Source organism: Burkholderia mycopellens, assembly GCF_964265025.1.
Lineage (GTDB): Bacteria > Pseudomonadota > Gammaproteobacteria > Burkholderiales > Burkholderiaceae > Burkholderia.
The window spans coordinates 388540-411938 of the sequence record NZ_OZ183803.1 but is presented as its reverse complement, the minus strand read 5'-3'; the positions used below and the strand labels follow the sequence as shown (position 1 = coordinate 411938).

Here is a 23399-nt window from a genome sequence, read left to right as displayed (position 1 = left end):
GGGTAAGCCGCCCATTGTATTACGGCCGTTTGACCGGCATTTGACTGCGTCGGGAAACCCGCCGGGCCGCGTTTCCCGAAAGCGAAATTCTGTATTGCCTGACGCGCGCGAATCGGCGCGGCGCCGGTTGCTACACTCTGCGCTTCGCCGAACGACAGACCAAGCAAAGGGGCTCGCGCCATGTATCGCAAAGGCAGTGTGATCGAAATCCAGTTTCCGCCCGAACGTCTCAACGACGCGGCCGGCGATCCGTACTGGATCGACCTGACGCTCGACGAGGCCCGCCGGCTCTACGAACAGCTCGCCGCGCGCTTCGCGAACGACGCGCGCGCCAACCAGCCGCTCGACACGTTCTCGATCGACTGATCTCCGCGGCGTCACGCTCGCCCGCTCCGCATCCGGGGCGGCGCCCCGCCTTCCCCCGGCACCGACGGCCGCATGCGCGGCACGCGGCATGAGTGCAGGATTCGACAAGACGCCCGCATCGCTTCCCCCGATACTGGCCGACTTCACGATTCCGTCCGGCCGCGTCGCGGCCCGCCACGCATGCTTACCTCGATCGTCGCCGCCGCTTTCGTCGCCCTCTGGTCCACCGGCTTCATCGTTGCGCGGGCAATCAAACCCTACGCCGATCCCAACCTGTTCCTGCTCGCGCGTTTCGCGGGCACGGCCGCGCTGTTCGGCGGGGTGGCGCTCGTCGCGCGCGCACCGTGGCCGGCCCGCCGCGAATGGCCGCGCCACCTGATCGCGGGCGCACTGCTGCAGGGCATCTATCTCGGCGCGAGCTACTGGGCCGTCGCGCAAGGGTTGAACGCGGGCGTCATGGCGCTGCTCGGCGCGCTGCAGCCGCTCGCCACCGCCGTGCTCGCCGTCCCGCTGTTCAACGAGCGCCTGCCTGCCCGCGGCTGGTTCGGGATGGCGCTCGGGCTCGCCGGCGTCGCGCTCGTGCTGGCGCCGAAGGTCACGGGCGGTGTCGCGCCACCGCCGGGCGCCGCGCCGGCGTGGCTCGTCGTGGCCGTCTCGGTACTCGCGGTCGGGTCGATCACCGCCGGCTCGCTGTACCAGAAAGGCAAGCTCGCGCAGAGCGACCTGCGCACGGCGGTCGCCATCCAGAACTTCGGCGCGGCGATCGTCGCGGCCATCTTCGTCGCCGTGCTGCACGAGACGCGCTGGATCGGCGCGCCGGCGCTGTGGGTGTCGCTCGTATGGGGTGTCGTGTTCCTGTCCGGCGGCGCGGTCACGATGCTGATGTGGATGCTGCGGCGCGGCAATGCCGCGCGCGCGACGTCGCTGCTGTTCCTCGCGCCGCCGCTGGCCGCGCTGCAAGGCTACTGGCTGTTCGGCGAAACGCTCGCGGCGATCCAGCTCGCCGGCTTCGCGCTCGCGCTGGTGGGCGTCGTGCTCGCGCGGCGCTGACGCAACTGCCCATGTGCGCGGTCGCACGGCAGCCTGCACGCCGGCCGCCACGCGCATCGACTACCAGCCTCGCGAACGCCCGTTACGCCGCGGCCTGCACCCGCCCGGCGCACCGTGCACCACGGCGATGCAGCCCGTCTCGCCGAAGCAACGCGACATCGCCGGATCGCATGCCCGGCGCGGCGCCGCGGCGCGATTGCGCTTATGATGGGCGCCTTGATTTTGTTCCGGAACTTCCTTCATGACATCCGCCGATTTCGCCAGCCGCCAACGCGCGATCATTGCCGAACTGAACGTCGCCCCGCAATTCGACGCCGAGGCCGAGATTGCCCGCCGCGTCGAGTTCCTCGCGCAATACCTTCGTTCGACCGGCCTGCGGACCTACGTGCTCGGCATCAGCGGCGGCGTCGATTCGTCGACGGCCGGCCGGCTCGCGCAACTGGCGGTCGAGCGCCTGCGCGCCGACGACTACGACGCACGTTTCATCGCGATGCGCTTGCCGAACGGCGTGCAGAACGACGAAGACGATGCGCAGCGCGCACTCGCGTTCGTCCGCGCGGACGAGGAGCTGACCGTCAACGTGAAACCGGCCGCCGACGCGATGCTCGCCGCGCTGGCCGCGTCCGGCCATGCGTTCGAGACGCCGGCGCAGCAGGATTTCGTGCACGGCAACATCAAGGCGCGCGAGCGCATGATCGCGCAGTACGCGGTGGCCGGTGCACGGCGCGGCATCGTGATCGGCACCGATCACGCGGCCGAATCGTTGATGGGGTTCTTCACGAAATTCGGTGACGGCGGCGCGGACATCCTGCCGCTCGCGGGGCTGAACAAGCGTCGCGTGCGCGCGGTGGCCCGTGCGCTTGGCGGCGACGAACTGATCGTGATGAAGGTGCCGACTGCCGATCTCGAGGAACTGCGCCCGCTGCGCCCCGACGAGCACGCATACGGCGTGAGCTACGACGAGATCGACGACTTCCTCGAAGGCAAGCCGGTGAGCGACCACGTGTACGAGACGGTGCTGCGCTTCTACGACGCTTCGCGCCACAAGCGCGCGCTGCCGTACACGATGTTCGACTGGCCGGCTGCATAAGCGGCCGCCCAGACTGGAGAATACCGCCGCGCGCACCGTAACGGCTGCGCGCGGCGTCGTACCGGCGGGCAACGCTACGCGTGCCCGCCCGTCTTCTTCGCCTGCAGTGCGCGAATCCGCATCCGCGCACCCGTATCGCTGACCGTCGCGTCGTACATCGCCGCGAGATCGCGCTTGAGCGCGGTACGCGAGCCGCCGTCGAGATACACCATGTGCCCCGACGGATAGAAACGCGCGGACAGGTTCTGCCGCACCTTCTGATCCTCGAGCGGCATCTGCTGCAGGTCGATCACGGTCTGGTAGAAGGGCGTGACGAAATCGTAGAAGCCGTTCGCCGACAGCACCTTCAGGTCGACGTTCAGCGCCATCACCGCCGCGAGATCGCCGGCCGTATAGAGGATCACGTTCCCCTGCGCATCGATGCCCTGCTGCGCGCCGGTCGGGTCGATGTGGCTGAAATCCCAGTTCTGGAACGCCTGGTCGTTCAGGTCGGTGAACGCGGAATTCGACGTGAACTTCAGCTGCTCGTTCAGGTAGCTGTTCCACATCGCCGTATAGACGCCCGTCACGGCCGTCATCGTCGGATCGTTGCCGCCCGAGTTCGGGTCGATCTTGCCGGCGATACCCGACGAGATCCCGGTCACGCGGCCGTCGTACGAGCCGAGCGCGAGCCCCTGCGCATGCAGCAGCGTCGTCAGGAACAGCGAATTGCCGCGCGCGTCGTAGCCGGCGATGTTCAGACTCCACGATTGCAGCGTCGCCGTATCGATGCCCGTGTATTGCGACAGCTTCTGCACGGCCGCCGGGTCCGCATGCGGGACCGTGCGCAACGCGTTCAGGTAGTCGGTGCGCGCGAACTGCGCGACTTCCTCGACGAACGCGCCGAGATCCGTCGGCGCCGGCGTGACGCCGAGTTTCTTGTGATACCACGCATCGGCCGCCGCGGTCGGCAGCGCACCGACCGGGTTGCCGGCCTGCCGGTAGTCCAGGATCGACGACTGCAGCGTGACGCCGTTCAGGTCGACGCCGTCCTCATGCAGCTTGTACGCGAGCACGCAGCTGCGCGCGGTGCCGTACGATTCGCCGAACAGGTACTTCGGCGAATTCCAGCGGTTGTTCTTCGTCAAGTAGCGCTTGATGAACTGCTTCAGCGAATCCGCGTCCTGGTCGACGCCCCAGAAATTGCGATTCTTGTTCGGCGCGACGGCCGCCGAATAGCCGGTGCCGACCGGGTTGATGAACACCAGGTCGCTGTGGTCGATCATGCTGTCCGGGTTGTCCTCCATCTGGTACGGCGCAGGCGGCGTGAAGCCCGGCATCGACGTCTTGATGCGCTTCGGCGCGAACGAACCCAGCAGCACGAACACCGACGACGAGCCCGGCCCGCCGTTATAGAAGAAGGTCACGGGCCGCGTTTCCTCCTTCGCGCCGTCGGCCGTGAACGCGACGTAGAAGATCTTCGCGGCCGGCTGCGAACTGCTCGGGTCGACCGTCACGAGGTGGCCGGCCGTCGCCGTGTAGGCGATGCGCTTCCCGTCGATCAGGATCGTGTGATGCGTGATCGCGGCCGCCTCGGTCGTGTCGGTCACCGAATCGTCGGGGCCGTTGCCGTACGCGACCGGATCGAAGAACGGCTGGTCGCGCCCGTGGCTGAGCGCGACCGGATTGACGGTCGGCGGCACGCCATGCGAATTGTGGTCGCCGTGATGCAGCGGATACACGCCGCCGGAGGATGCGGAATCGATGCCCATCGTGCTGCTCCTGGAGGTGAGAAAAAGGCGCGGACAGGAAGCCCGCGCCATACGGAAAGACGTGAACCGCTGCCGTCAGCTCGACGGCTTGCGCGTCAGGACCGCCGCGAGCCGCGCGCCGTTCGGGCTGCCGAGGCCCGTGCACGCATCCCAGCCCTGCGCGGCCGCATACGTGCCGTTCGAACCCTGCGTGACGTCGCGCAGCGCGCCCGGATTCTTGTAGAGCACCGGGTTGACCCAGCCGGCGGTCGCACCGCTCGCCGCCGCATTGATCCGCGCGATCAGCGCGGCCCACAGGGGCGCGACCGCGCTCGTGCCGCCCATCACCGTGGCCGTGCCCGCGATCGACACTTCGTAGCCCGTCTGCGGCGACGCGTCGCCGGCAACGTCCGGCACGCCGCGCTTCGCGAGCGGTGCGCTGCGGCCGTCGGCGCGCGTGACGGTGAGCCCCTGCTGCCACGCCGGCAGGTCGAACAGCGTGCTGACGCCGCCCCCGCCCGCGCCGCCGCCGGCGGCCTCGTCGTTCCACGCGACCTCGCTACGGATGCCCTGCCCGGGCAGCGCGTCGAGCTGCGTGCCGCCGCAGCCGAGCACGTACGGGCTCGATGCCGGGAAGTCGACATGATCGGCGCCGTCCTGCAGACCGTCGCCCGAGCCGCTGTCGCCGGACGCCGCGCACACCGTGATGCCCTGCGCGGCCGCCGCCTGCAACACGCGGTCGAACGCCTGAGCGGACTGCGCCTGCCAGATCGCCTCCGGGCCGCCCCAGCTGATCGAGATCACCGACGGCTTGTTGGTCGTATCGTTGACGGCCGCGTTGACGGCCTGGATGAAGCCCGCGTCGCTGTTCGGCGCGAAGTACACGGCGATCTTCGCGGCCGGCGCGATCGCGCCGGCAATCTCGATGTCGAGCGCGACTTCGCCGTCCGGGCCGCTCGGGTCGCCGGTCGGCGTGTTGCGGCCGGTGCCGACGTTCACGTCGACGAGCGTCGGCGGCGTCGTGATGCCGAGCCCGCGGAAATACTGCTGGATATCGGCCGCACGGTAGCCGCCGCCGAGCTCGATGATCGCGATGCACTGCCCGGCGCCGTCGCCGGCCGGGAAGCCATACAGCGATGCCAGTTGGATCGGGGTGAACGTAACGCCCGCCGCGCCGCCGCGCGCCGGCTTGAACGGCGGTCGCAGCCGGAAGTGCGGCCGCGCCTGCGGACGGCTGTCGAGGCCGAGCACGGCCGTGACGGCATCGCCGAGATCGTCGGGCAGCGCGATCGGGCCCGAGCGGCCGCGATACTGGCCGATCGATTGATGCTCGAAGCGCTCGAGCTTGACGCCGAACACGGCTTCGAACTGCTGGATCGTGCCGGACAGCACGACGACGCTTTCGACGGGATCGACGCGGTCGACCGTCAACTGGTGGCGACGTGCGAAGTCCTCGGCCTTGCGAATGTCGTCGGGATTGGCGGAAAAGCGTTGCGCGAAGGTTTCGCGCGACACCGGTTTCGCTTGCGCGTCGCCGGTGGCGAGCTGGTGAAGCAGCGTATCGAGTTGCCCTTCTTCCTGCCGCCGCAACATGATCGTGACGTGGATGCGTTCTGCCGGATCGCACGGGCCGAGGCACTTGGACTCGGCGACGATTCGGGGTTCACGGTCGGCGTGAAGATGCCTTGCCATGTTCAGACCCTCCTTGGTACCGCGTTGCACGGAACAGCCAGGAAATCGGACAGGGCCGGCGGGAGACGGTTCCGTTCGTTCGGTCGGGTTCGCTCAACGCGAAGTAACAGGGAGTTTAGAACAGTCGGACGATTTGCGCGCACGCCGTTCTGCGACGGGGCGCAAGCCAGGGCCAGCGGTGCGCGCGGCTTCCATCGGGTGCGGCGACGCGCCGCGCGACCTGCGCAGGCGCGACGTCGCCTCGGTGCTCAGTCCATCGACAGGCGCAGCGCAAAGCCGATCAGCGCCGCGGAAAACGTCCAGCGCTGCACCGTCTGCGCGAGCGGATGCGCGCGCATCCACGCGGCGATCCGCGATGCGCCGAACACGCACGCGAGGTCGAAGCACACGCCGGCCGCCACCAGCAACGCGCCCAGCTCGAACATCTGCAACACGACCGGGCCGGCCTCGGGGCGCACGAACTGCGGCAGCAGCACCGAGCAGAACAGCAGCGCCTTCGGGTTCAGCAGGTTGGTGAGCAAACCCTTCACGAACGACTGGCGCAGCTCGCCCGCCGTCGCTGCCGCGTCGCCGTCGCCGAGCGCGAACACGGGCGAACGGAACACCTGGATCGCGACATACGCGAGATAGAGCGCGCCGCCGTAGCGGATCACTTCGTACAGCCACGGCGCGCTGCGGATTAGCGCCGCGACGCCGCAGGCGGACAGCGTCACGTGCGCGGTCCGCGCGAGCGACAGGCCGGCGGCGGCGGCCATCCCCGGCCGCACGCCGCGGCCGATGCTGGTCTGCAGCACCAGCGCCATGTCCGGCCCCGGCACCGCATAGATGGCCGCCAGCGCGGCGAGATAAATCAACAGCAAATGCGTGGAAATCATGGTCTGCCCCCCTCCTCTTACGGCGATATGTTGCCGCCAGCGGGCGAGGGATTATTGGCCATCTTTGGTCAATAATTGGCGATCTATAGGGGAATCCGCCACAATCATCGAATCTGCACCAGGAATCCGCCAACATGACCGAACTCGACAAAACCGACCGCGCCATCCTTGCCGCGGTGCAGCGCGACGGCCGCCTGCCGATCGCCCGCCTCGCCGACACCGTGGGCCTCTCCGAGACCCCTTGCGCACGGCGCCTGAAGCGCCTCGAAAACGACGGCTACATCGAGCGCTACCGCGCGCAGCTGTCGCGCCAGGCGCTCGGTTTCGGCGTCGTTGCATTCGTGCTCGTGCGGTTCGCGACGCACGACCGCAAGACCGCCGACCGCTTCGAGCGGGAGGTGCTCGGCATCGAGCGGATCCTGGCGTGCCACAACGTGGCGGGCACCGCCGACTATCTGTTGCAGGTCGTGGCGCGCGACCTCGACGACTACGGCACGTTCCTGCGCGAATCGCTGCGGATGCTGCCGGGCGTGACGTCGATCGAATCGGCGCTGTCGCTGCGCGAGGTCAAGCACGACGCGGGGTTGCCGGTGCCGTGATGCCGGCGGGCGGGCGATGCGCGCAAGCCGCACCCGACGCCCGATCCATCACTTCGACGCCGATCGATGCGGGCCGCGTCGGGCCGCGCCGCTGCAACACTCGTTCACAGTGTTGAGACCGGCGGCCTACGCGATGTCGGGCGGCTGGTGCGCGCGTTCGAGATCCTCGAGAAACGCATCCACGAGCGGATTGCCGCGCCCGTTGCGCGCGACGACCATGTGGAACGTCACGTCGTAGCGCAGTTGCTCCGGATTGAGCGGCGTGAGCAGCCCCTGCGCGACGTACGGCGCGGCAAAGTGCTGCGGCAGGTAGCCGAGGTGGTGGCCGGACAGGATCAGCAGCGCGACGGCCTCCATGTTGTCGGCCGTCGCGGTCACACGGTCGGGCGTCGTCGACATCTGCGCTTCGGGCAGCGGATACGAGCGCCACGCCCATTCGAAGCCCGCGACGTCGGCCGGCGTCAGCGCGCCGGCGCCGGCGAACAGCGGATGGCCGCGGCCGCAGTACGCAACCTGGCGCTCGATGAACAGCGGCGTGTAGTGCAGCGACGGCACCCGGTGCCAGAAATAGCCGACCGCGATCTGGATCTCGTCGCTCAGCAGTTTCTCCTCGAGATCGCCCGGCGCGCGCACGGAGATCGAGAAACGCACGGCCTCGTCGCGGGTGCGGAACGCGGCGATCGCCTCGGCGATCCGCGCGTTCTGGCTCACCGGCGTATGGCCGATCAGGCCGATATTCAGCGTGCCGACCAGCTGACGATCCATGTGCCGCGCGGCCATCCCGAATTCATCGAGCGCCGCGAGCAGCTTGCGGCTCATCGCGTGGAAGCGCTCACCCTTCGGCGTGAGCCGGAAACCGCTGCGGCCGCGCTCGCAGAGCCGGTAGCCGAGGCGCGTCTCGAGCGACGAAAGCTGCGCGCTGATCGTCGACTGCCCGACGTTCAGCACGGCCTGCGCGGCCGATACGCCGCCTGCGTCCGTGACCGCGAGAAACACGCGGATCAACCGCAGATCGAGGGTCGACAGATTCCCCAGCACACTCATCCCCTTCCATACATCGATGAAAATCGATGTTTACGTCGATATCTTCGCATTCTTCTTTGCCGGCGGAGCGCGTAAAACTGTGCGCCAAGCCGCGTCGCATGATACGGCAACCCCACATCGGAAGAGACAGCCCATGAACGACCACCCCCATTTCCAGCCGCTCGGCGGCAATGAAATGCCGCGCTGCGGCGGCATCGCGACGATGATGCGCCTGCCGCACGTGGCGAGCGCCGAAGGCCTCGACGCCTGTTTCGTCGGCGTGCCGTTCGATCTCGGCACCTCCAACCGCACCGGCGCACGCTTCGGCCCGCGCCAGATCCGCACCGAATCCGTGCTGCTGCGCCCGTACAACATGGCCACGCGCGCAGCCCCGTTCGATTCGCTGCAGATCGCCGACATCGGCGACGTCGCGATCAATCCGTACAACCTGCACGATTCCATCGCACGCATCGAAGCGGCGTACGACGCGATCCTCGAGCACGACTGCAAGCCGATCACGCTCGGCGGCGACCATACGATCGCGCTGCCGATCCTGCGCGCGATCCATCGCAAGCACGGCAAGGTTGCATTGATCCACGTCGATGCACACGCCGACGTGAACGACACGATGATGGGCGAAAAGATCGCGCACGGCACGCCGTTCCGCCGCGCGGTCGAGGAAGGCCTGCTGCACGGCGACAAGGTCACGCAGATCGGCCTGCGCGGCACCGGCTACGCGGCCGAGGATTTCGACTGGTGCCGCGAGCAGGGCTTCCGCGTCGTCCAGGCGGAGGAATGCTGGAACAAGTCGCTCGCGCCGCTGATGGAAGAAGTGCGCGAGCGCGTGGGCGATACGCCCGTCTACATCAGCTTCGACATCGACGGCATCGATCCGGCCTACGCGCCCGGCACCGGCACGCCGGAAATCGCGGGCCTCACGGTGCCGCAGGCGCTCGAGATCATTCGCGGCGCGAAGGGGCTGAACATCGTCGGCTGCGATCTCGTCGAAGTCGCGCCGCCGTACGACCCGTTCGGCACCACGGCGCTGCTCGGCGCGAACCTCGCGTACGAGCTGCTGTGCGTGCTGCCGGGCGTCGCGTACCGCGACTGATCCCCGCGCCGCCACCTATTCCAAATCAAAGGATTCAGAGGAGCACAAATCAAGATGGGGACTTCCGTCAAGCAACCCAAGCGGGCGGCGCTCGCGTCGTTCGTCGGCACCACGATCGAGTGGTACGACTTCTATAGCTACGCGACCGCCGCCGCCATCGTGTTCGGGCCGCTGTTCTTTCCCGGCGAAAACCGCTTCATCAGCCTGCTCGCATCGTTCGGCTCGTTCGCGGTCGGCTTCTTCGCACGGCCGCTCGGCGGCGTGATGTTCGGCTACCTCGGCGACCGCTTCGGCCGCAAGCGTTCGCTGCTCGCGACGCTGATGCTGATGGCCGTGTCGACGGTGGCGATCGGCCTGCTGCCGACCCATGCGCAAGCCGGCGTGATTGCACCGATCCTGCTCGTGCTGATGCGCGTGCTGCAAGGCATCGCGGTCGGCGGCGAATGGGGCGGCGCGGTGCTGCTCGCGGGCGAGCATGCACCGGAAGGCAAGCGCACGTTCTTCGCGTCGTTCGCGCAGCTCGGCAGCGCGAGCGGCCTGATCCTGTCGATGCTCGCGTTCGGCGCGATCAGCACGCTGTCGAAGGAAGACATGATGAGCTGGGGCTGGCGCGTGCCGTTCCTCGCGAGTTCCGTACTGCTGATCGTCGGCTTCGTGATCCGCGCGAGCGTGTCCGAATCGCCCGAGTTCGAGGAAGTCAAGAAGAGCGGCGACATCGCGCAAAAACCGCTGCGAGAAGCGCTCAAGTACTGGCCGCTGCTGCTGCTCGCCATCGGTGCGAACGTGTACGGCATCGCCGGCGTGTACTTCAGCAACATCTTCATGATCAGCTATGCGACGCAGTTCCTGTCGCTCGACCGGTCGATGGTGCTGCATTGCATGACGATCGTCGCCGTACTGCAGTTCGTCGTGCAGCTCGCGGCCGCGTTCCTCGCGCAGCGCTTCGGCACCACGCGCGTGCTGCTGATCACCGGCGCATGGGCCGCGATCGTCCCGTTCGTCATGCTGCCGCTCGTGCACATGGGCACGCCGCTGTCGATCACGATCGGCGTCGGCCTCGCGACGCTCGCGGAATCGGGCTACTACTCGGTGGTCGCGGGCTTCGTCAGCGGCATCTTCGTCGCACGCATCCGCTACACGGCGATCTCGATCGCGTACCAGGTGTGCGGCGCACTGGCCGGCGGCCTCACGCCGCTCGTCGCGACCATCATCGCGCAGAACACCGCGCCGCAATGGTGGCCGCTCGCGCTCCAGTACACGAGCGCCGCGATCCTGTCGTCGCTGTGCGTGTGGCTGATTTCGCGCCGCGTGAGCATCGACGATGCGGGCGCGCCGCGCAAGACGGCCGACACGTTGCCGCGCGCAGCTCGCACCGCGTAACGCACATAAACACCGGGCTGGCCGCGTCGCCCGCCCGCGTCTCATGCAAAAAAGCGGCCTTCGTCGAAGGCCGCTTCTTCTTTGCCCGACTCCAGCCGCCACGCGCCCGTCTTTCCGGCTACACCGTGCTCGGCCTTCCTCGCCGCCCTCCGGCGCGTCCGCGCCTAATACATCATGCCGCCCCGGATCGGTTCACAACCGTTCGACTTGCGCTGCAGGTTGGCGTCGCGTGGCGAATACGTGCATCCGCAGTACGCCTGCCGGTAGAACGTCTCGCGTTTGCGGATCTCGATCATGCGCGCCGAACCGCCGCCCGTGCGCCAGTTGTATTCCCCGTCCTCGCTGTAGCCACCGGGCCGCGACAGCGGTTTGCGTTTGTCGACGGTCGTCATGTTCGCTCCGTACCGAATACGGTATTCAGAATGACGGCGCGCATCGCGCCGTCCGCCTGCTCGGCGCGCGCTTGCGCCGCACCGAGATCCGGTGAATCGCGATCGGTATCAATCAGAGTCGCTTGTGCATCGTCGCTCGCGATCCATGCGCTGGCCATGTCACGCAGCATCGCCCGGTCGGTACGCAACAGCCGGCTCACGACCACCCGGCCGATTTCCTCGTAAATCGCCCAGCAATCGTCGCTGCCGTCCTCGAGCGCCTTCAGCAATCGGTCGATTGCGTCGTTCGCGGCCTGGCTCATGATGCGCTTCTCCCATCCGAATGAACAAGCCGGCCGGCGTCCGATCCTGCGCCGGCCCGCCCGCGATCGCCGCGCCGGATCATGATGCCGCGGTGACCGGAGTGGAAACGACGCGTCCCGGTGCCTGCCCGGAACGCTCTCGACCGGTGCGACATCCGCCGCCGGATCATCGATCCGCGCAGCACGTGTTATTGCACCTGGTTGCGCAGCGTCTTCGCGGCGGCGACCATGTTCGTCAGCGCCGGAATCACTTCCGCCCACTGGCGCGTCTTCAGGCCGCAGTCCGGGTTCACCCATAGCCGTTCCGCTGGAATCCGCTCAGCCGCCTTCTTCATCAGGCCGACGATGTGCTCCTGCGTCGGGATGTTTGGCGAGTGAATGTCGTACACGCCCGGCCCGATTTCGTTCGGATACTTGAAGGTGTCGAATGCGTCGAGCAGTTCCATGTCCGAGCGCGACGTCTCGATCGTGATCACGTCCGCATCCATGTCGGCGATCGACGCGATGATGTCGTTGAACTCCGAATAGCACATGTGCGTATGAATCTGCGTTTCGTCCTGCACGCCGTTCGCGGCGACGCGAAACGCTTCGACCGCCCACTTCAGGTACTCGCCCCACTGGGCGCGGCGCAGCGGCAGCCCTTCGCGCAGCGCAGCCTCGTCGATCTGGATCACGCGCACGCCGGCCCTCTCGAGATCGAGCACTTCCTCGCGGATCGCCAGCGCGAGCTGGTAGCACGACACCGAGCGCGGCTGGTCGTCGCGCACGAACGACCAGTTCAGGATCGTCACGGGGCCGGTCAACATGCCCTTCATCGGCTTGTTCGTCAGCGACTGCGCATACGTGATCCATTCGACCGTCATCGCCTTCGGACGGCTGATGTCGCCGAACAGGATCGGCGGCTTCACGCAACGCGAACCGTACGACTGCACCCAGCCGAACTGGCTGAACGCGTAGCCGTCGAGTTGCTCGCCAAAATATTCGACCATGTCGTTACGCTCGGCTTCGCCGTGCACGAGCACGTCGAGTTCGAGCGATTCCTGCTCGCGGACGCTGCGTTCGATCTCGGCCTGCATCGCCTTGCGGTAGCCGGCTTCATCCAGCGCGCCGGCCTTGAACCGGCTGCGGGCCTGACGGATTTCGCCGGTCTGCGGGAACGAGCCGATCGTCGTCGTCGGAAACGCCGGCAGGTTCAGGCGTGCCGACTGCTTCGGCGCGCGCTGCGGATAGGGGCTCACGCGGTTGCCGAGCTGCGCGTCCATCCGGGCGATCGCGGCCTTCACCGCCGGGTCGTTCACGCGCGGCGAGTTGCGACGCGAATGGATCGCGGCGGCGTTCGCGGCCAGCGCATCGGCCACCTTGTCACGGCCTTCGTTCAGTGCGGTCGCGAGCACCTTCAGCTCGTCGAGCTTCTGCAGCGCGAACGCGAGCCACGAGCGGATTTCCGCGTCGAGCTTCTCCTCGCTCGCGAGATCGACCGGCACGTGCAGCAGCGAGCACGACAGCGCAAGCCACAGGCGATCGCCCAGTTGCTTCGCGAGCGGCTCGAGCCAGTCGAGCGTCGCGTTCAGGTCCGTCTTCCAGATGTTGCGGCCGTTGATCGCGCCCACCGACAGCACCCGCTCGGCCGGCAGTTCACGTACCAGCGCGTCGACTTCGTCGCGTGCGTTGATCGCATCGACATGCAGGCCGTCGACCGGCAGCGAGCTCGCGAGCGCCAGATTGCTCTGCAACTGGCCGAAGTACGTCGCGAGCAGCACCTTGATCCGGCGCGTTTCGAGCGCCGCGTACGCGGTCTTGAATGCTTGCCGCCATTCGTCGTCGAGTTCGGTGACGAGGATCGGTTCGTCGACCTGTATCCATTCGACGCCCTGCGCGGTCAGCGTGTCGAGCAGCGCGCCGTACACCGGCAGCAGCTTCGGCAGCAGCGCGAGGCGGTCGGAATCGTCCTTCGCCTTGCCGAGCCACAGGTACGTGACGGGGCCGAGGATCACCGGCTTCGCGGCCACGCCCTGCGCCTGCGCTTCCGCCAGTTGCTGCAGCAGGCGCGACGGGTCGAGCGAGAAGTTCGTGTCCGCGTGGAACTCCGGCACGATGTAGTGGTAGTTCGTATCGAACCACTTCGTCATTTCACCGGCCGCGACACCACCGCAGCACGCGGCATGTTCTTCCGCCGACTGCGCCGAACGGCCGCGCGCGACGCGGAAATAGTTGTCGAGCACGTCGCCGTGGAAGCCTTGCACGCGCTTCGGCAAGTTGCCGAGCGTGAAGCTCATGTCGAGCACCTGGTCGTAGAACGCGAAGTCGCCGACCGGGGCCAGGCCCAGGTCGCGCTGGTCGTTCCAGTGACGCCGGCGCAGCTCGGCGCCGAGTGCCTTCAGCTCGTCGCGCGACGATTCGCCCTTCCAGTAGCGTTCGAGACCGAACTTGAGTTCGCGCTTCGCGCCGATGCGCGGAAAACCAAGGTTGTGGGTCGTGACCATGAGCTTCCGTCCAGAAGAGAAATTGAATGTCCGGTAGCCATGATAGGGATTTCAAATCATGAAATAAAATGGCATTATTTCATTCATCCATTAAAGTCATTCATGTTTCTGTTGCGCGAGCGAAATCCATGCTGGAACGATTCCATCTTGTCGTCATTCGTGAAGTCGAGCGCCAGGGCTCGCTGACTGCGGCCGCCAATACGCTGCACCTCACGCAATCGGCCCTCAGCCATACCGTCCGGAAAATCGAGCAGCAGCTCGGTACGCCGATCTGGAATCGGGAAGGTCGCGGCCTGCGGCTCACGCAGGGCGGGCAGTATCTGCTGAAGCTGGCGAACCGGCTGCTGCCGCAGTTCGAGCTCGCCGAGGAGCGGATGAAGCAGTACGCAAAGGGTGAGCGCGGCACGCTGCGCATCGGGATGGAGTGCCACCCGTGCTACCAGTGGCTCCTGAAGGTCGTGTCGCCGTACCTGTCGCGCTGGCCCGACGTCGACGTCGACGTGAAGCAGCGCTTCCAGTTCGGCGGCATCGGCGCGCTGTTCGGCTATGACATCGACGTGCTTGTGACGCCCGATCCGCTGAACAAGCCGGGCCTGCGCTTCGACCCGGTGTTCGACTACGAACAGGTGCTGGTGGTCGCCGATTCACACCGTTTTGCGAACGCCGAATACGTGACGCCGGAACAGCTCAACGACGAGGTCCTGATCACCTATCCTGTCGAAACCGATCGGCTCGACATCTACACCCAGTTCCTGACGCCGGCGGGAATCGTGCCGAAGCGGCACAAGTCGATCGAGACGACCGACATCATGCTGCAGATGGTGGCGAGCGAACGCGGCGTGGCCGCGCTGCCGAGATGGCTTGCCGACGAATACGCAGACCGGATGCCGGTCGTGCCGGTCAAGCTTGGCAAGAAGGGGATCGCGAAGCAGATCTTCCTCGGCATCCGTGAAGCGGATGAATCGATCGACTATCTGGCCGCGTTCGTCGCGCTGGCGCGCGAATCGACGAAGAGCGCGCCGCGCATGCTGCGCTAGGCGCCCCCCGTTGCCATGCGCGTCAGGCGGCGCGCATGCCGAAGCGTTCGCCGCGCTCGACCCATGCGCCGAACAGCAGGCCGATCGTCGTCCACATGATCACCTGCATGCCGATCGCCGCGGCGCGGAACTTCCACAGGACGACTGCCGGGAAGGCAGCCGGCACCTCGTTGATCGACGGCAGCCCGAGCTGCACGGCCGCGATGATCGCGATGAACACGAGCCCCGCGACGATCGACGCGTTCCATTGCCCGAGCTTCGCCAGCAGGTGGCGGCGCACGTTGACCGAGAACACCATCGTCGCGATCGAGATCGCGATCATCAGGAAAAACAAGCCCGTTCGATAGCCGATCGTGTCGGGGTCGCCGACCGACGGCGGATTGGCCGGGTACTTGATGTTCGGCACGATCACGAGCGCGATGAACGCCGCCAGCGCGAGCCACGCGGCCAGCGGCCGCGCCGGGAGGCGGCTGCCTCGGCCATAGGCATACGCAAAGACCAGCGAGAACAGCCCGCCGAAGGCCGCGCCGTACGTGACGACGCCGGTCAGCAAGCCGATGCCGGCCTGCGTGTGGCGGCTTACCAGCTCGGGTTCCGGCGCGTCGCCCTTGGCGGCGTCGAGTTTTTCTTCAAAGGAGATTGCCTGATCGACTTGCGGTTCGCCGACGATCTTGGCGAAACCGAACGTCAGGAGGCCTGCGGCGATGCCTGCGAGCATCCCGCGCATGAGCAGCTTTCCGACCATCGTGTACTCCGCGTCAGTGGCAGGGGAAGCCGAGCAGATGGCGGCCGTCGTGGACGAACTCGTGGACGTACATGCCCGGCACGAGCGACGTTGCCCCCTGTTCCGCGCCGACGAAATAAATCGCGAGCAACAGGATCAGGCCGACGAACACGGCCCACGGCAACAGTTCACGGACGGGGATGGGCGCCGGCACGACCGCCGGCTTCAGCACTGCTTCGCTCATGGATGCACCTCAGGGGAATCGCGCCCCGACAAATGTTGGATGGGTACGAAGGCAGGTCTGGCTTCCGGGATCATGGATCACCGGTTACAGTGGCGCGACCGCGCCGGAATTGAACCGGCTTCCGCGTTTCGTATCGGGCGAATTGTACGCGCGAACGTTCGCGTATTGAAGCGGCGCCAGGTGAACGAACACCCCCGTCCCGGATCATCCGAAAAACGACATGAACCAGCATGCCTCGCTGCGCCTGATCGCACACGCATCGACCCGGGCGATGCGTACCGGCGCGTTTCCCGACGACGATCCGCTCGACGCGCACGGGCTCGCCGAAGCCGCGGCGCGGCGCGACCGGTGGACAGGCATCACCGGCGCGCTCGTGCTGTGCAGCCCGGCCCGCTGTGCGGTGCAGACCGCCGATGCGCTCGGCCTGCATGCCGACATCGATGACGCACTGCGTGACATCGACTACCGAAACTGGCGCGGCAAGCGGCTGCACGACCTCGCGCGCGACTTTCCTGACGAACTGGGCGCGTGGATCGGCAATCCGTCCGCGTCGCCGCACGGCGGTGAATCGTTCGACGCAGCGATACGCCGCGTCGGCACATGGTTGAACGCGCTGCAACACCACCGCGACATCGTCGCCATCACGCACGCGCCGATCGTTCGCGCGGCCATCGCGCATGCGCTGCGGATGGATCCCGACGCGGCAACCCGCATCGACGTCGCACCGCTGTCGTGCACGACATTCGCCGCATCACCGCACGGATGGATGTTGATCGCCGACGACGATCGGCGCGACACCGCCACATAGCCTCCTGCCGTGTTGCGTTCGCGATATCGACCACGACACAAGCCGACGTGTCGTGTCGCAATCGCACTTGCATGGCAACGCTCACCTTACGTCACTGTAAGACACACCGTTCGCACTCCCTGCTGTCATCAAACTGACTGCTAGCCGAAGCTAGGATCGGACGCGGTTCCCTTACGAGACACCGTCATGAATCAACCTGCTTCGTCTGCCCCGAACAATTCGGGTTCCGTCGAGCGCACCAGGCAGCTCGGCTTGGCCGTCTTCCTGCTGGTGCTCGCGATCGGTGCGATCTATATCGCCACGCACCTGATCGACGATCTGTCGCCGATGCGCGAAGGATCGCTGTTCCCGTACCTGATGCTCGGCGCCGCGCTGCTGATCGCGCTCGGCTTCGAATTCGTCAACGGTTTCCACGACACCGCGAACGCGGTGGCCACCGTGATCTATACGCACTCGCTGACGCCGAACGTCGCGGTGATCTGGTCCGGCCTGTGGAACTTCCTCGGCGTGATGATCTCGAGCGGCGCCGTCGCGTTCGGCATCCTGCAACTGCTGCCGGTCGAGCTGATCCTGCAGGTCGGCAGCGGCGCGGGCTTCGCGATGGTGTTCGCGTTGCTGATCGCCGCGATCGTGTGGAACCTCGCGACCTGGTATTTCGGATTGCCGTCGTCGAGCTCGCATACGCTGATCGGGTCGATCATCGGCGTCGGGCTGATGAATCAGCTGATGCACGGGCCGTCCGGCACGAGCGGCGTCGACTGGGGCCAGGCGCTCGGCGTCGGCAAGTCGCTGCTGTTCTCGCCGATCGTCGGCTTCCTGTGCGCGGCGCTACTGCTGCTCGTGCTGAAAACCCTCGTGCGGATTCCCGAGCTGTACAAGGAGCCGCCGAAAGACCAGCCGCCGCCGTTCTGGATTCGTTGCCTGCTGATCCTGACCTGCACCGGCGTATCGTTCGCGCACGGCTCGAACGACGGGCAGAAAGGGATGGGCCTCATCATGCTGATCCTGATCGGCACGGTGCCGACCGCCTACGCGCTGAACAAGGCCGTCACGCCGGCCGAGACACAGACCTTCGTTGCGGTCGCGAACCAGGCAGCCGCGACGTTCGGGAAGTACACGAACGGCGTCGCACCGTCCGCGAACCCGCGCGCCGACGTCGAGCTTTACGTCCAGCATCGCGCACTGACGCCGGCCGTGATCCCCGCCGTTCAGCAGTTGTCCACGTCGCTCGCGACCGCGGTCGGCGCATCGGGCTCGATGGCGGCCGTGCCGCAGCGTGACGTCGACAACGTGCGCAACACGATGTATCTGGTGTCCGAAGCAATTCGCCTGATCGAGAAGTCCGGTCAACCCGCGTTCGCTGCCGACGACAAGCTCGCAATCGACAACTATCGCAAACAGCTCGACCACGCGACCAAGTTCATTCCGACGTGGGTGAAGGTTGCGGTCGCGATCGCACTCGGCCTCGGCACGATGGTCGGCTGGAAGCGCATCGTCGTGACCGTCGGCGAGAAAATCGGCAAGCAGCATTTGACGTACGGACAGGGCGCATCGGCCGAACTCGTCGCGATGCTCACGATCGGCGCGGCCGACGTGTACGGATTGCCCGTGTCGACGACGCACGTGCTGTCGTCGGGCGTCGCAGGCACGATGGCGGCGAACGGATCGGGCCTGCAATGGGGCACGGTGCGCAGCCTCGTGCTGGCGTGGGTGCTGACGCTGCCCGCGTCGATCGTACTTGCCGGCGGGCTCTATTGGCTGTTCCGGTCGGTGGCGTAAACGGTGATTCGGCGGGTGGCCGGCAGGAGCCGGCTATCCGCTGCAGAAGAATCGGCCCTCGCTTCTCCGCTTCTCCGCTTCTCCCATTCGACTCGTCGAGGCGCCCGGTGCGTCCATGCCGTCGCGAGCGCTCGCCCTCTGCCTTTCCCGAATTGAAGCGCAAGATCCGGAGCGCGTCGGTGCATGGACATCCGTAGACTGTGCTCATCAATATTTACCGTGGATTTACCGTGGACTCAACCGTGCGAACGACGTTGCCGAAGCATTTCGCGCGACTGCATGGCGCCCCATTGCTGACGAACAAGGTACGCCCGTGAACATTGCCGACCTGCAACCTGCCGTCGAATCGCTCGATATTGCGCAACGCGTCGACGCGATCGACTGGACGACTGTCGATGCCGATCTCGATCGCCACGGATGCGCGCGCGTGCCGCGCCTGATCTCGGCAAGCGAATGCGCGACGATCGCGTCGCTCTATCCGCGCGATGCGCTCTATCGCTCGCGCGTCGTGATGGCACGGCACGGGTTCGGGCGCGGCGAATACAAGTATTTCGCATACCCGCTCCCGGCGATCATCGCCGAGCTGCGTGCGACGACCTACCCGCATCTCGCGCCAATCGCGAATCGCTGGAACAAGGCGCTCGGGATCGACATCCGCTATCCGGCAGACCACGCGACCTTCCTCGATCGCTGCCACGCAGCGGGACAGACACGACCGACGCCGCTGATCCTGCAATACGGCGCCGACGACTACAACTGCCTCCATCAGGACCTGTATGGCGAGCACGTCTTTCCGCTCCAGATCGCGATCCTGTTGTCGGCGCCGGGCCTCGATTTCACCGGCGGGGAATTCGTGCTGACGGAACAGCGGCCACGCATGCAGTCGCGCGCGGAAGTGGTGCCGCTGACGCAAGGCGACGCCGTCATCTTCGCCGTGCACGGCAGGCCCGTGCAGGGAACGCGCGGCGTCTATCGCGTCAACCTGCGCCACGGCGTCAGCCGGATTCGGAGCGGCCATCGCCACACGGTCGGCATCATCTTCCATGACGCACAGTGACGGCGATCGGGACGAGCACGACGCTGTCATGCCATCCGTCACAGCGGCGGATTCGGGCGGGAAATGCTGCACATCCGACGTGCCGATCGCGCGCGATCGATCAGGACGCTTCGCGGATGGGCATCACGACGCGATCAGTTCATTCACCCGCTGTGACAGATGACCGTTTTCGCTTTCCTTCGGAGCATCGCCGCGCGACGGCTCGACGTTTCAGGTGAGTAACGTCGAGCCGAAACACTCACCTGCCGCAGCACAAAGTCGGCGGGAAACCCGGGCTTATCCGCGCGCGACATTTGCCCGCAGCCGGTCGCCCGCATCGGAGGCAAGACGTGCGTAGCCCGGCAACGTCAGCAACGCGAGCACGCCCGCCGCGACGAACGCCCAGCGGAAATCGTCAAGCACGTAGTGCATGCCGACCGCATCGCCACGCACCAACGCCGCGAGCCGCAGCGACAACGCACCGAACGCGATGCCCATCCCGATCGTCATCTGCTGAGCAGCGCTCCATAGCGTGCTGGCCGCGCTTGTCTGCTGAGCCGGGATATCCGCATAGGCCAGCGTCGCGAGCGTCGTGAACTGCATCGACCGCGTCAGTCCGTAGACGAATACGACGAACAGCGTGATCGCCAAGGGTGTCGATGCGGTCAGCCAGCCGCATGCGATCGTGAAGAGGCCGACTATCGTCACGTCGACGAGTGCGACGCGCCGGAAGCCGAAGCGGTCGAGAATCCACGACGTTCCCGCCTTCATCCCGAGATTGCCGAGCGCACTCGCGAGCAGCAGCAGGCCGGACTGGAACGGCGACAGCCCGAAACCGATCTGGAACAGCAGCGGCAGAAGGTACGGCACGGCATTGATGGCCATCCGTGTGATCGACCCGGTGATCACCGTCACCGAGAACGTCGGCACTTTCAATGTCGTGAAGTCGAGCAACGGATGTGCGCAACGTCGCGCATGCCACCACGCGGCAATGCCGAACAGCACGCTCGCGCCCACCAGGACGGCCGCACGCGTGAAGTGGACGTCCTGCTGGCCGGCTGCTTCGGTGCCGATCAGCAAGCAAGTCAGCGCGCCCCCAGCGAGCGCGAAGCCGCCCCAGTCGAGCGGCCGTTGCTCGTCGGCCCGCGTGTTCCGGACGATCAGCCAGGTGCAGACCAGTGCTGCAATCCCGAACGGGACGTTCAGCAGGAAGATCCATCGCCATGACGCATAGGTCGTGATGAAGCCGCCGATCGGCGGCCCGACGACGGGCGCGACGATGCCCGGCCACGTGATCGTCGCGATCGCACGCATTAGCTTCGCCTTCTCGGTGCTGCGAACGACGATCATGCGCCCGACCGGCACCATCATCGCTCCGCCTACGCCTTGCAGCAGGCGCGCAGCCGTGAACGTCACGACGCCCTCGGACAACCCGCACAGCACCGATGCACCGGTAAAGACGACGATTGCACTGGCGAACACCGTACGCGAGCCAAAGCGGTCCGCGATCCAGCCGCTGATCGGGATGAACACAGCCAGCGCCAGCATGTAGGCGGTCATCCCGAGGCTCAGCGCGTTCGGCCCGACGCCGAACGAGCGCGCCATTTGCGGCAGCGCGGTCGCGATCACGGTCGTGTCGAGGTACTCCATGAAGAACGTCGCGGCGACAAGATACGGCAAGAAGTCGGTCGTCCGACCACCTTGGGCAGGGCTGTCAGTCATGAACGATGCGGGAGACGGAATATGGGGACACCGACCACCCGCGGTTGCCTGGAAGCGCCGGGAATCGGGACGAATGGCGATATTACCCCGAAGGGCTTGCACCCCGCTCTGTCAGGCCTGTCTCGCGAATGGACTTTATGCGCATAGATTTCCATGACGATTTGTGGCTGAGTTCGCTGTGTGCGCCGATGATCACATCGGCGCAACGTGTTGACGGATCAGTGGATGGCCCAGGAGGTCTTTCGCCAAGATGTATTAATTGACAGCCATTTTCTGAAAACATCGCTCATCGTCGGCCGTTGCGGCACTGTCTATGGACGGATTGACGTTAATGAGCACTCGGTGGCGTGCCGATTGATGTGAGGTAAAGGAGCGCGTGCCGGGAGATATTGGCAGCAAAGAGCTGTAGATCGCTCGAGAACAACGGAGGCCCGAGCCGACGCATTCGACGCTATTCCGGTCCCGGCCTTTCGACCGCTCGCCCTTGCCAGCGGCCGTTGCTCCGAAATCACAATCGAGGCTTCGCGACAAGCGCTACGCTGGCCGCATCCAGTGTTACCCATCCGCAAGGACAGACGATGAAGAACGCGATGAAGGCCCTGGCCCGACTGGCAATGGTCGGCATGGCGACGGCCGTGCTCGGCCCGGATCCGGCACACGCGGCCACCGATGCGGCGATGGTGCCGGGCAAGATACAGATCGAGGTGGTTGGCGGTGGCCGCCCTCTGTTGATGATCCCCGGCCTGAACAGCAGCGCCGAGGTCTGGCGCGATACCTGCGAGGCGCTGCAGCCGCAGGTGCAATGCCTGCTGGTGCAGTTGCCGGGCTTTGCCGGTGCGGCGGCGGGTCCGCGCCCGGCCGATTTTCTGTCGGCCATGCGCGACGAGCTGCTGTCTTATCTGCACGCGCGGCACTTGCGGAAGGTGGCTGTGGTCGGTCACAGCCTGGGTGGTGTGCTGGCGATGCAACTGGCACTGAGGGCGCCCGAGGCTGTGGGCCCGCTCGTGATCGTCGATTCGCTGCCGTTCTATGCGGCGGTCATGGATCCGCGGGCGAATGCGCAGAACGTAGCGACGATGGCCGGGCAACTACGCCGAGGCCTGCTCACGGCCGACGACGCCAGCTTCCGGACGCGCAACGATGCCACTGCCAGAACGCTGACCCGCAGCGCCGATCACCTGCCCGAACTGCAGCGCTGGGGCCGCGACACCGACCGCGCGACAATGGCCGATGCGATGTACTCGATGCTTGTGCACGATCTGCGCGACGATATCGCCGTCATCCACGCCCCCGTGCTGGTGCTGGGCGCCTGGGCGGCCTACCAGCCGTTCGGAGGCACCGAAGCTTCTATCCGGGCGGTGTTTCAGGCCCAGTATGCGAAGCTGCAGGGCGTGCAGATCGCGATGAGCGCGTACGGCTACCATTTCCTGATGTGGGATGATCCGCGCTGGCTGCAGGACCAGGTGCGTACCTTCCTGGCCGCACATCCCTGACGCTGTACGACTCTTTACCCGCAGACCTGCCATGCCCGTGGACGCAACGACTTCCTCCCGCCGCTTCTGGTCGCTCAACGCACTGGCGTGGGCGGCCTACGGCTTGTTCGGACTGTGGGCGGGCAGCCGCTTCACCGACGGCGAAGTCGTCAGCGGTGCGGTGTTGATCAGCTCGAGTCTGGCAATTTCGTTGTGGCTGTGCAGCGGTGCGCTGCGCTCGATGGCGTTGCACCAGGGCTGGTGGAACGGCAGCCTGGGCAGCTTGGTGTTGAAGCTGACCGCCGGCGTGGTGGTCGGCACCAGCGTGGCGCAGGCAGTAACGGCGGCACTGCTGCTGCCGACGCTAGCCCTGCGCTGGGTGCAACTGCGAGGCGGACATGCCGACTATCAGTTGTCGTCGGTGCTGGTGTGTCAACGTCGGACGTAATTTCCCCAGAAGTGTCGAAGTAAAATTCCCCACCCT

General features: G+C 66.3%; 22 protein-coding genes and 1 riboswitch. Of the genes, 12 read left to right on the top strand and 10 right to left on the bottom strand.

Features of this window, described 5'->3' with window-relative positions; genetic code table 11:
- Positions 1-180: 180 nt before the first annotated feature.
- The 3 genes from ACPTTC_RS20205 to nadE all read left to right on the top strand — a co-directional run bounded on the left by ACPTTC_RS20205 (position 181) and on the right by nadE (position 2506).
- Positions 181-366: a hypothetical protein gene (locus ACPTTC_RS20205; RefSeq protein ID WP_060083291.1), complete on the top strand. Its 186-nt coding sequence runs from the start codon at positions 181-183 to the stop codon at positions 364-366.
- A gap of 180 nt (positions 367-546) precedes the next feature.
- Complete coding sequence (locus ACPTTC_RS20200) at positions 547-1416, top strand: DMT family transporter (protein ID WP_423393632.1); 870 nt, start codon at positions 547-549, stop codon at positions 1414-1416.
- A 241-nt stretch (positions 1417-1657) separates the two neighbouring features.
- Positions 1658-2506 (top strand): ammonia-dependent NAD(+) synthetase, encoded by an 849-nt coding sequence (gene nadE, locus ACPTTC_RS20195; protein ID WP_175971552.1) that lies wholly within the window; start codon positions 1658-1660, stop codon positions 2504-2506.
- A 74-nt stretch (positions 2507-2580) separates the two neighbouring features.
- On the opposite strand, the gene ACPTTC_RS20190 is transcribed toward nadE, so the two are convergent.
- The 3 genes from ACPTTC_RS20190 to ACPTTC_RS20180 form a co-directional block, all read right to left on the bottom strand.
- On the bottom strand, positions 2581-4257 hold the full coding sequence (locus ACPTTC_RS20190; protein WP_423393631.1) for a S10 family peptidase: 1677 nt from the start codon (positions 4255-4257) through the stop codon (positions 2581-2583).
- Between the two features lie 75 nt (positions 4258-4332).
- The gene (locus ACPTTC_RS20185) at positions 4333-5928 is read right to left on the bottom strand and encodes a S53 family peptidase (protein WP_423393630.1); all 1596 of its coding nucleotides are present in this window, start codon (positions 5926-5928) and stop codon (positions 4333-4335) included.
- A gap of 248 nt (positions 5929-6176) precedes the next feature.
- Positions 6177-6803: a LysE family translocator gene (locus ACPTTC_RS20180; protein WP_027790530.1), complete on the bottom strand. Its 627-nt coding sequence runs from the start codon at positions 6801-6803 to the stop codon at positions 6177-6179.
- Between the two features lie 134 nt (positions 6804-6937).
- On the opposite strand from ACPTTC_RS20180, the gene ACPTTC_RS20175 reads away from it, so the two are divergent.
- Positions 6938-7402 carry an Lrp/AsnC family transcriptional regulator gene (locus ACPTTC_RS20175; RefSeq protein WP_011353982.1) on the top strand — a complete coding sequence of 155 codons (465 nt, stop codon included), beginning with the start codon at positions 6938-6940 and terminating at the stop codon, positions 7400-7402.
- Between the two features lie 126 nt (positions 7403-7528).
- On the opposite strand, the gene ACPTTC_RS20170 is transcribed toward ACPTTC_RS20175, so the two are convergent.
- Positions 7529-8440 (bottom strand): LysR family transcriptional regulator, encoded by a 912-nt coding sequence (locus ACPTTC_RS20170; RefSeq protein WP_423395682.1) that lies wholly within the window; start codon positions 8438-8440, stop codon positions 7529-7531.
- Between the two features lie 139 nt (positions 8441-8579).
- Here ACPTTC_RS20170 and speB point away from each other — a divergent pair, with 139 nt between their 5' ends.
- The gene (gene speB / locus ACPTTC_RS20165; protein ID WP_175954891.1) at positions 8580-9536 is read left to right on the top strand and encodes an agmatinase; all 957 of its coding nucleotides are present in this window, start codon (positions 8580-8582) and stop codon (positions 9534-9536) included.
- A gap of 54 nt (positions 9537-9590) precedes the next feature.
- Complete coding sequence (locus tag ACPTTC_RS20160) at positions 9591-10916, top strand: MFS transporter (RefSeq protein WP_423393629.1); 1326 nt, start codon at positions 9591-9593, stop codon at positions 10914-10916.
- 164 nt (positions 10917-11080) lie between these two features.
- On the opposite strand, the gene ACPTTC_RS20155 is transcribed toward ACPTTC_RS20160, so the two are convergent.
- The 3 genes from ACPTTC_RS20155 to metE form a co-directional block, all read right to left on the bottom strand.
- The gene (locus ACPTTC_RS20155; RefSeq protein WP_423393628.1) at positions 11081-11308 is read right to left on the bottom strand and encodes an epoxyqueuosine reductase QueH; all 228 of its coding nucleotides are present in this window, start codon (positions 11306-11308) and stop codon (positions 11081-11083) included.
- Positions 11305-11610 (bottom strand): hypothetical protein, encoded by a 306-nt coding sequence (locus ACPTTC_RS20150; RefSeq protein ID WP_423393627.1) that lies wholly within the window; start codon positions 11608-11610, stop codon positions 11305-11307. The genes ACPTTC_RS20155 and ACPTTC_RS20150 overlap by 4 nt, the downstream gene beginning before the upstream one ends.
- Positions 11611-11798: 188 nt before the next feature.
- The gene (gene metE, locus ACPTTC_RS20145) at positions 11799-14093 is read right to left on the bottom strand and encodes a 5-methyltetrahydropteroyltriglutamate--homocysteine S-methyltransferase (protein ID WP_423393626.1); all 2295 of its coding nucleotides are present in this window, start codon (positions 14091-14093) and stop codon (positions 11799-11801) included.
- A gap of 128 nt (positions 14094-14221) precedes the next feature.
- On the opposite strand from metE, the gene ACPTTC_RS20140 reads away from it, so the two are divergent.
- Positions 14222-15130 carry a LysR family transcriptional regulator gene (locus ACPTTC_RS20140; RefSeq protein ID WP_423393625.1) on the top strand — a complete coding sequence of 303 codons (909 nt, stop codon included), beginning with the start codon at positions 14222-14224 and terminating at the stop codon, positions 15128-15130.
- Between the two features lie 22 nt (positions 15131-15152).
- On the opposite strand, the gene ACPTTC_RS20135 is transcribed toward ACPTTC_RS20140, so the two are convergent.
- Positions 15153-15875, bottom strand: coding sequence for a CbtA family protein (locus ACPTTC_RS20135; RefSeq protein ID WP_423393624.1), 723 nt, complete (start codon positions 15873-15875; stop codon positions 15153-15155).
- 13 nt (positions 15876-15888) lie between these two features.
- A complete protein-coding gene (locus ACPTTC_RS20130; RefSeq protein WP_011353973.1) occupies positions 15889-16098 on the bottom strand; it encodes a CbtB domain-containing protein in 210 nt (69 codons plus the stop codon).
- A gap of 33 nt (positions 16099-16131) precedes the next feature.
- A riboswitch (cobalamin riboswitch) is annotated at positions 16132-16269 on the bottom strand.
- A 49-nt stretch (positions 16270-16318) separates the two neighbouring features.
- On the opposite strand from ACPTTC_RS20130, the gene ACPTTC_RS20125 reads away from it, so the two are divergent.
- The 3 genes from ACPTTC_RS20125 (at position 16319) to ACPTTC_RS20115 (ending at position 19742) form a co-directional block, all read left to right on the top strand.
- Positions 16319-16906 (top strand): histidine phosphatase family protein, encoded by a 588-nt coding sequence (locus ACPTTC_RS20125; protein WP_423393623.1) that lies wholly within the window; start codon positions 16319-16321, stop codon positions 16904-16906.
- A gap of 186 nt (positions 16907-17092) precedes the next feature.
- Positions 17093-18685, top strand: a complete 1593-nt coding sequence (locus tag ACPTTC_RS20120; protein ID WP_423393622.1) for an inorganic phosphate transporter — start codon at positions 17093-17095, stop codon at positions 18683-18685.
- Positions 18686-18998: 313 nt separating this feature from the next.
- Positions 18999-19742, top strand: coding sequence for a 2OG-Fe(II) oxygenase (locus ACPTTC_RS20115; RefSeq protein ID WP_423393621.1), 744 nt, complete (start codon positions 18999-19001; stop codon positions 19740-19742).
- A gap of 276 nt (positions 19743-20018) precedes the next feature.
- Here ACPTTC_RS20115 and ACPTTC_RS20110 read toward each other — a convergent pair whose 3' ends face one another.
- Positions 20019-21443, bottom strand: a complete 1425-nt coding sequence (locus tag ACPTTC_RS20110) for a DHA2 family efflux MFS transporter permease subunit (protein ID WP_423393620.1) — start codon at positions 21441-21443, stop codon at positions 20019-20021.
- A gap of 578 nt (positions 21444-22021) precedes the next feature.
- Here ACPTTC_RS20110 and ACPTTC_RS20105 point away from each other — a divergent pair.
- Together ACPTTC_RS20105 and ACPTTC_RS20100 are read left to right on the top strand one after the other, a co-directional pair.
- Positions 22022-22936, top strand: a complete 915-nt coding sequence (locus tag ACPTTC_RS20105) for an alpha/beta fold hydrolase (RefSeq protein ID WP_423393619.1) — start codon at positions 22022-22024, stop codon at positions 22934-22936.
- A 31-nt stretch (positions 22937-22967) separates the two neighbouring features.
- A complete protein-coding gene (locus ACPTTC_RS20100) occupies positions 22968-23363 on the top strand; it encodes a hypothetical protein (RefSeq protein ID WP_423393618.1) in 396 nt (131 codons plus the stop codon).
- Positions 23364-23399 lie beyond the last annotated feature (36 nt).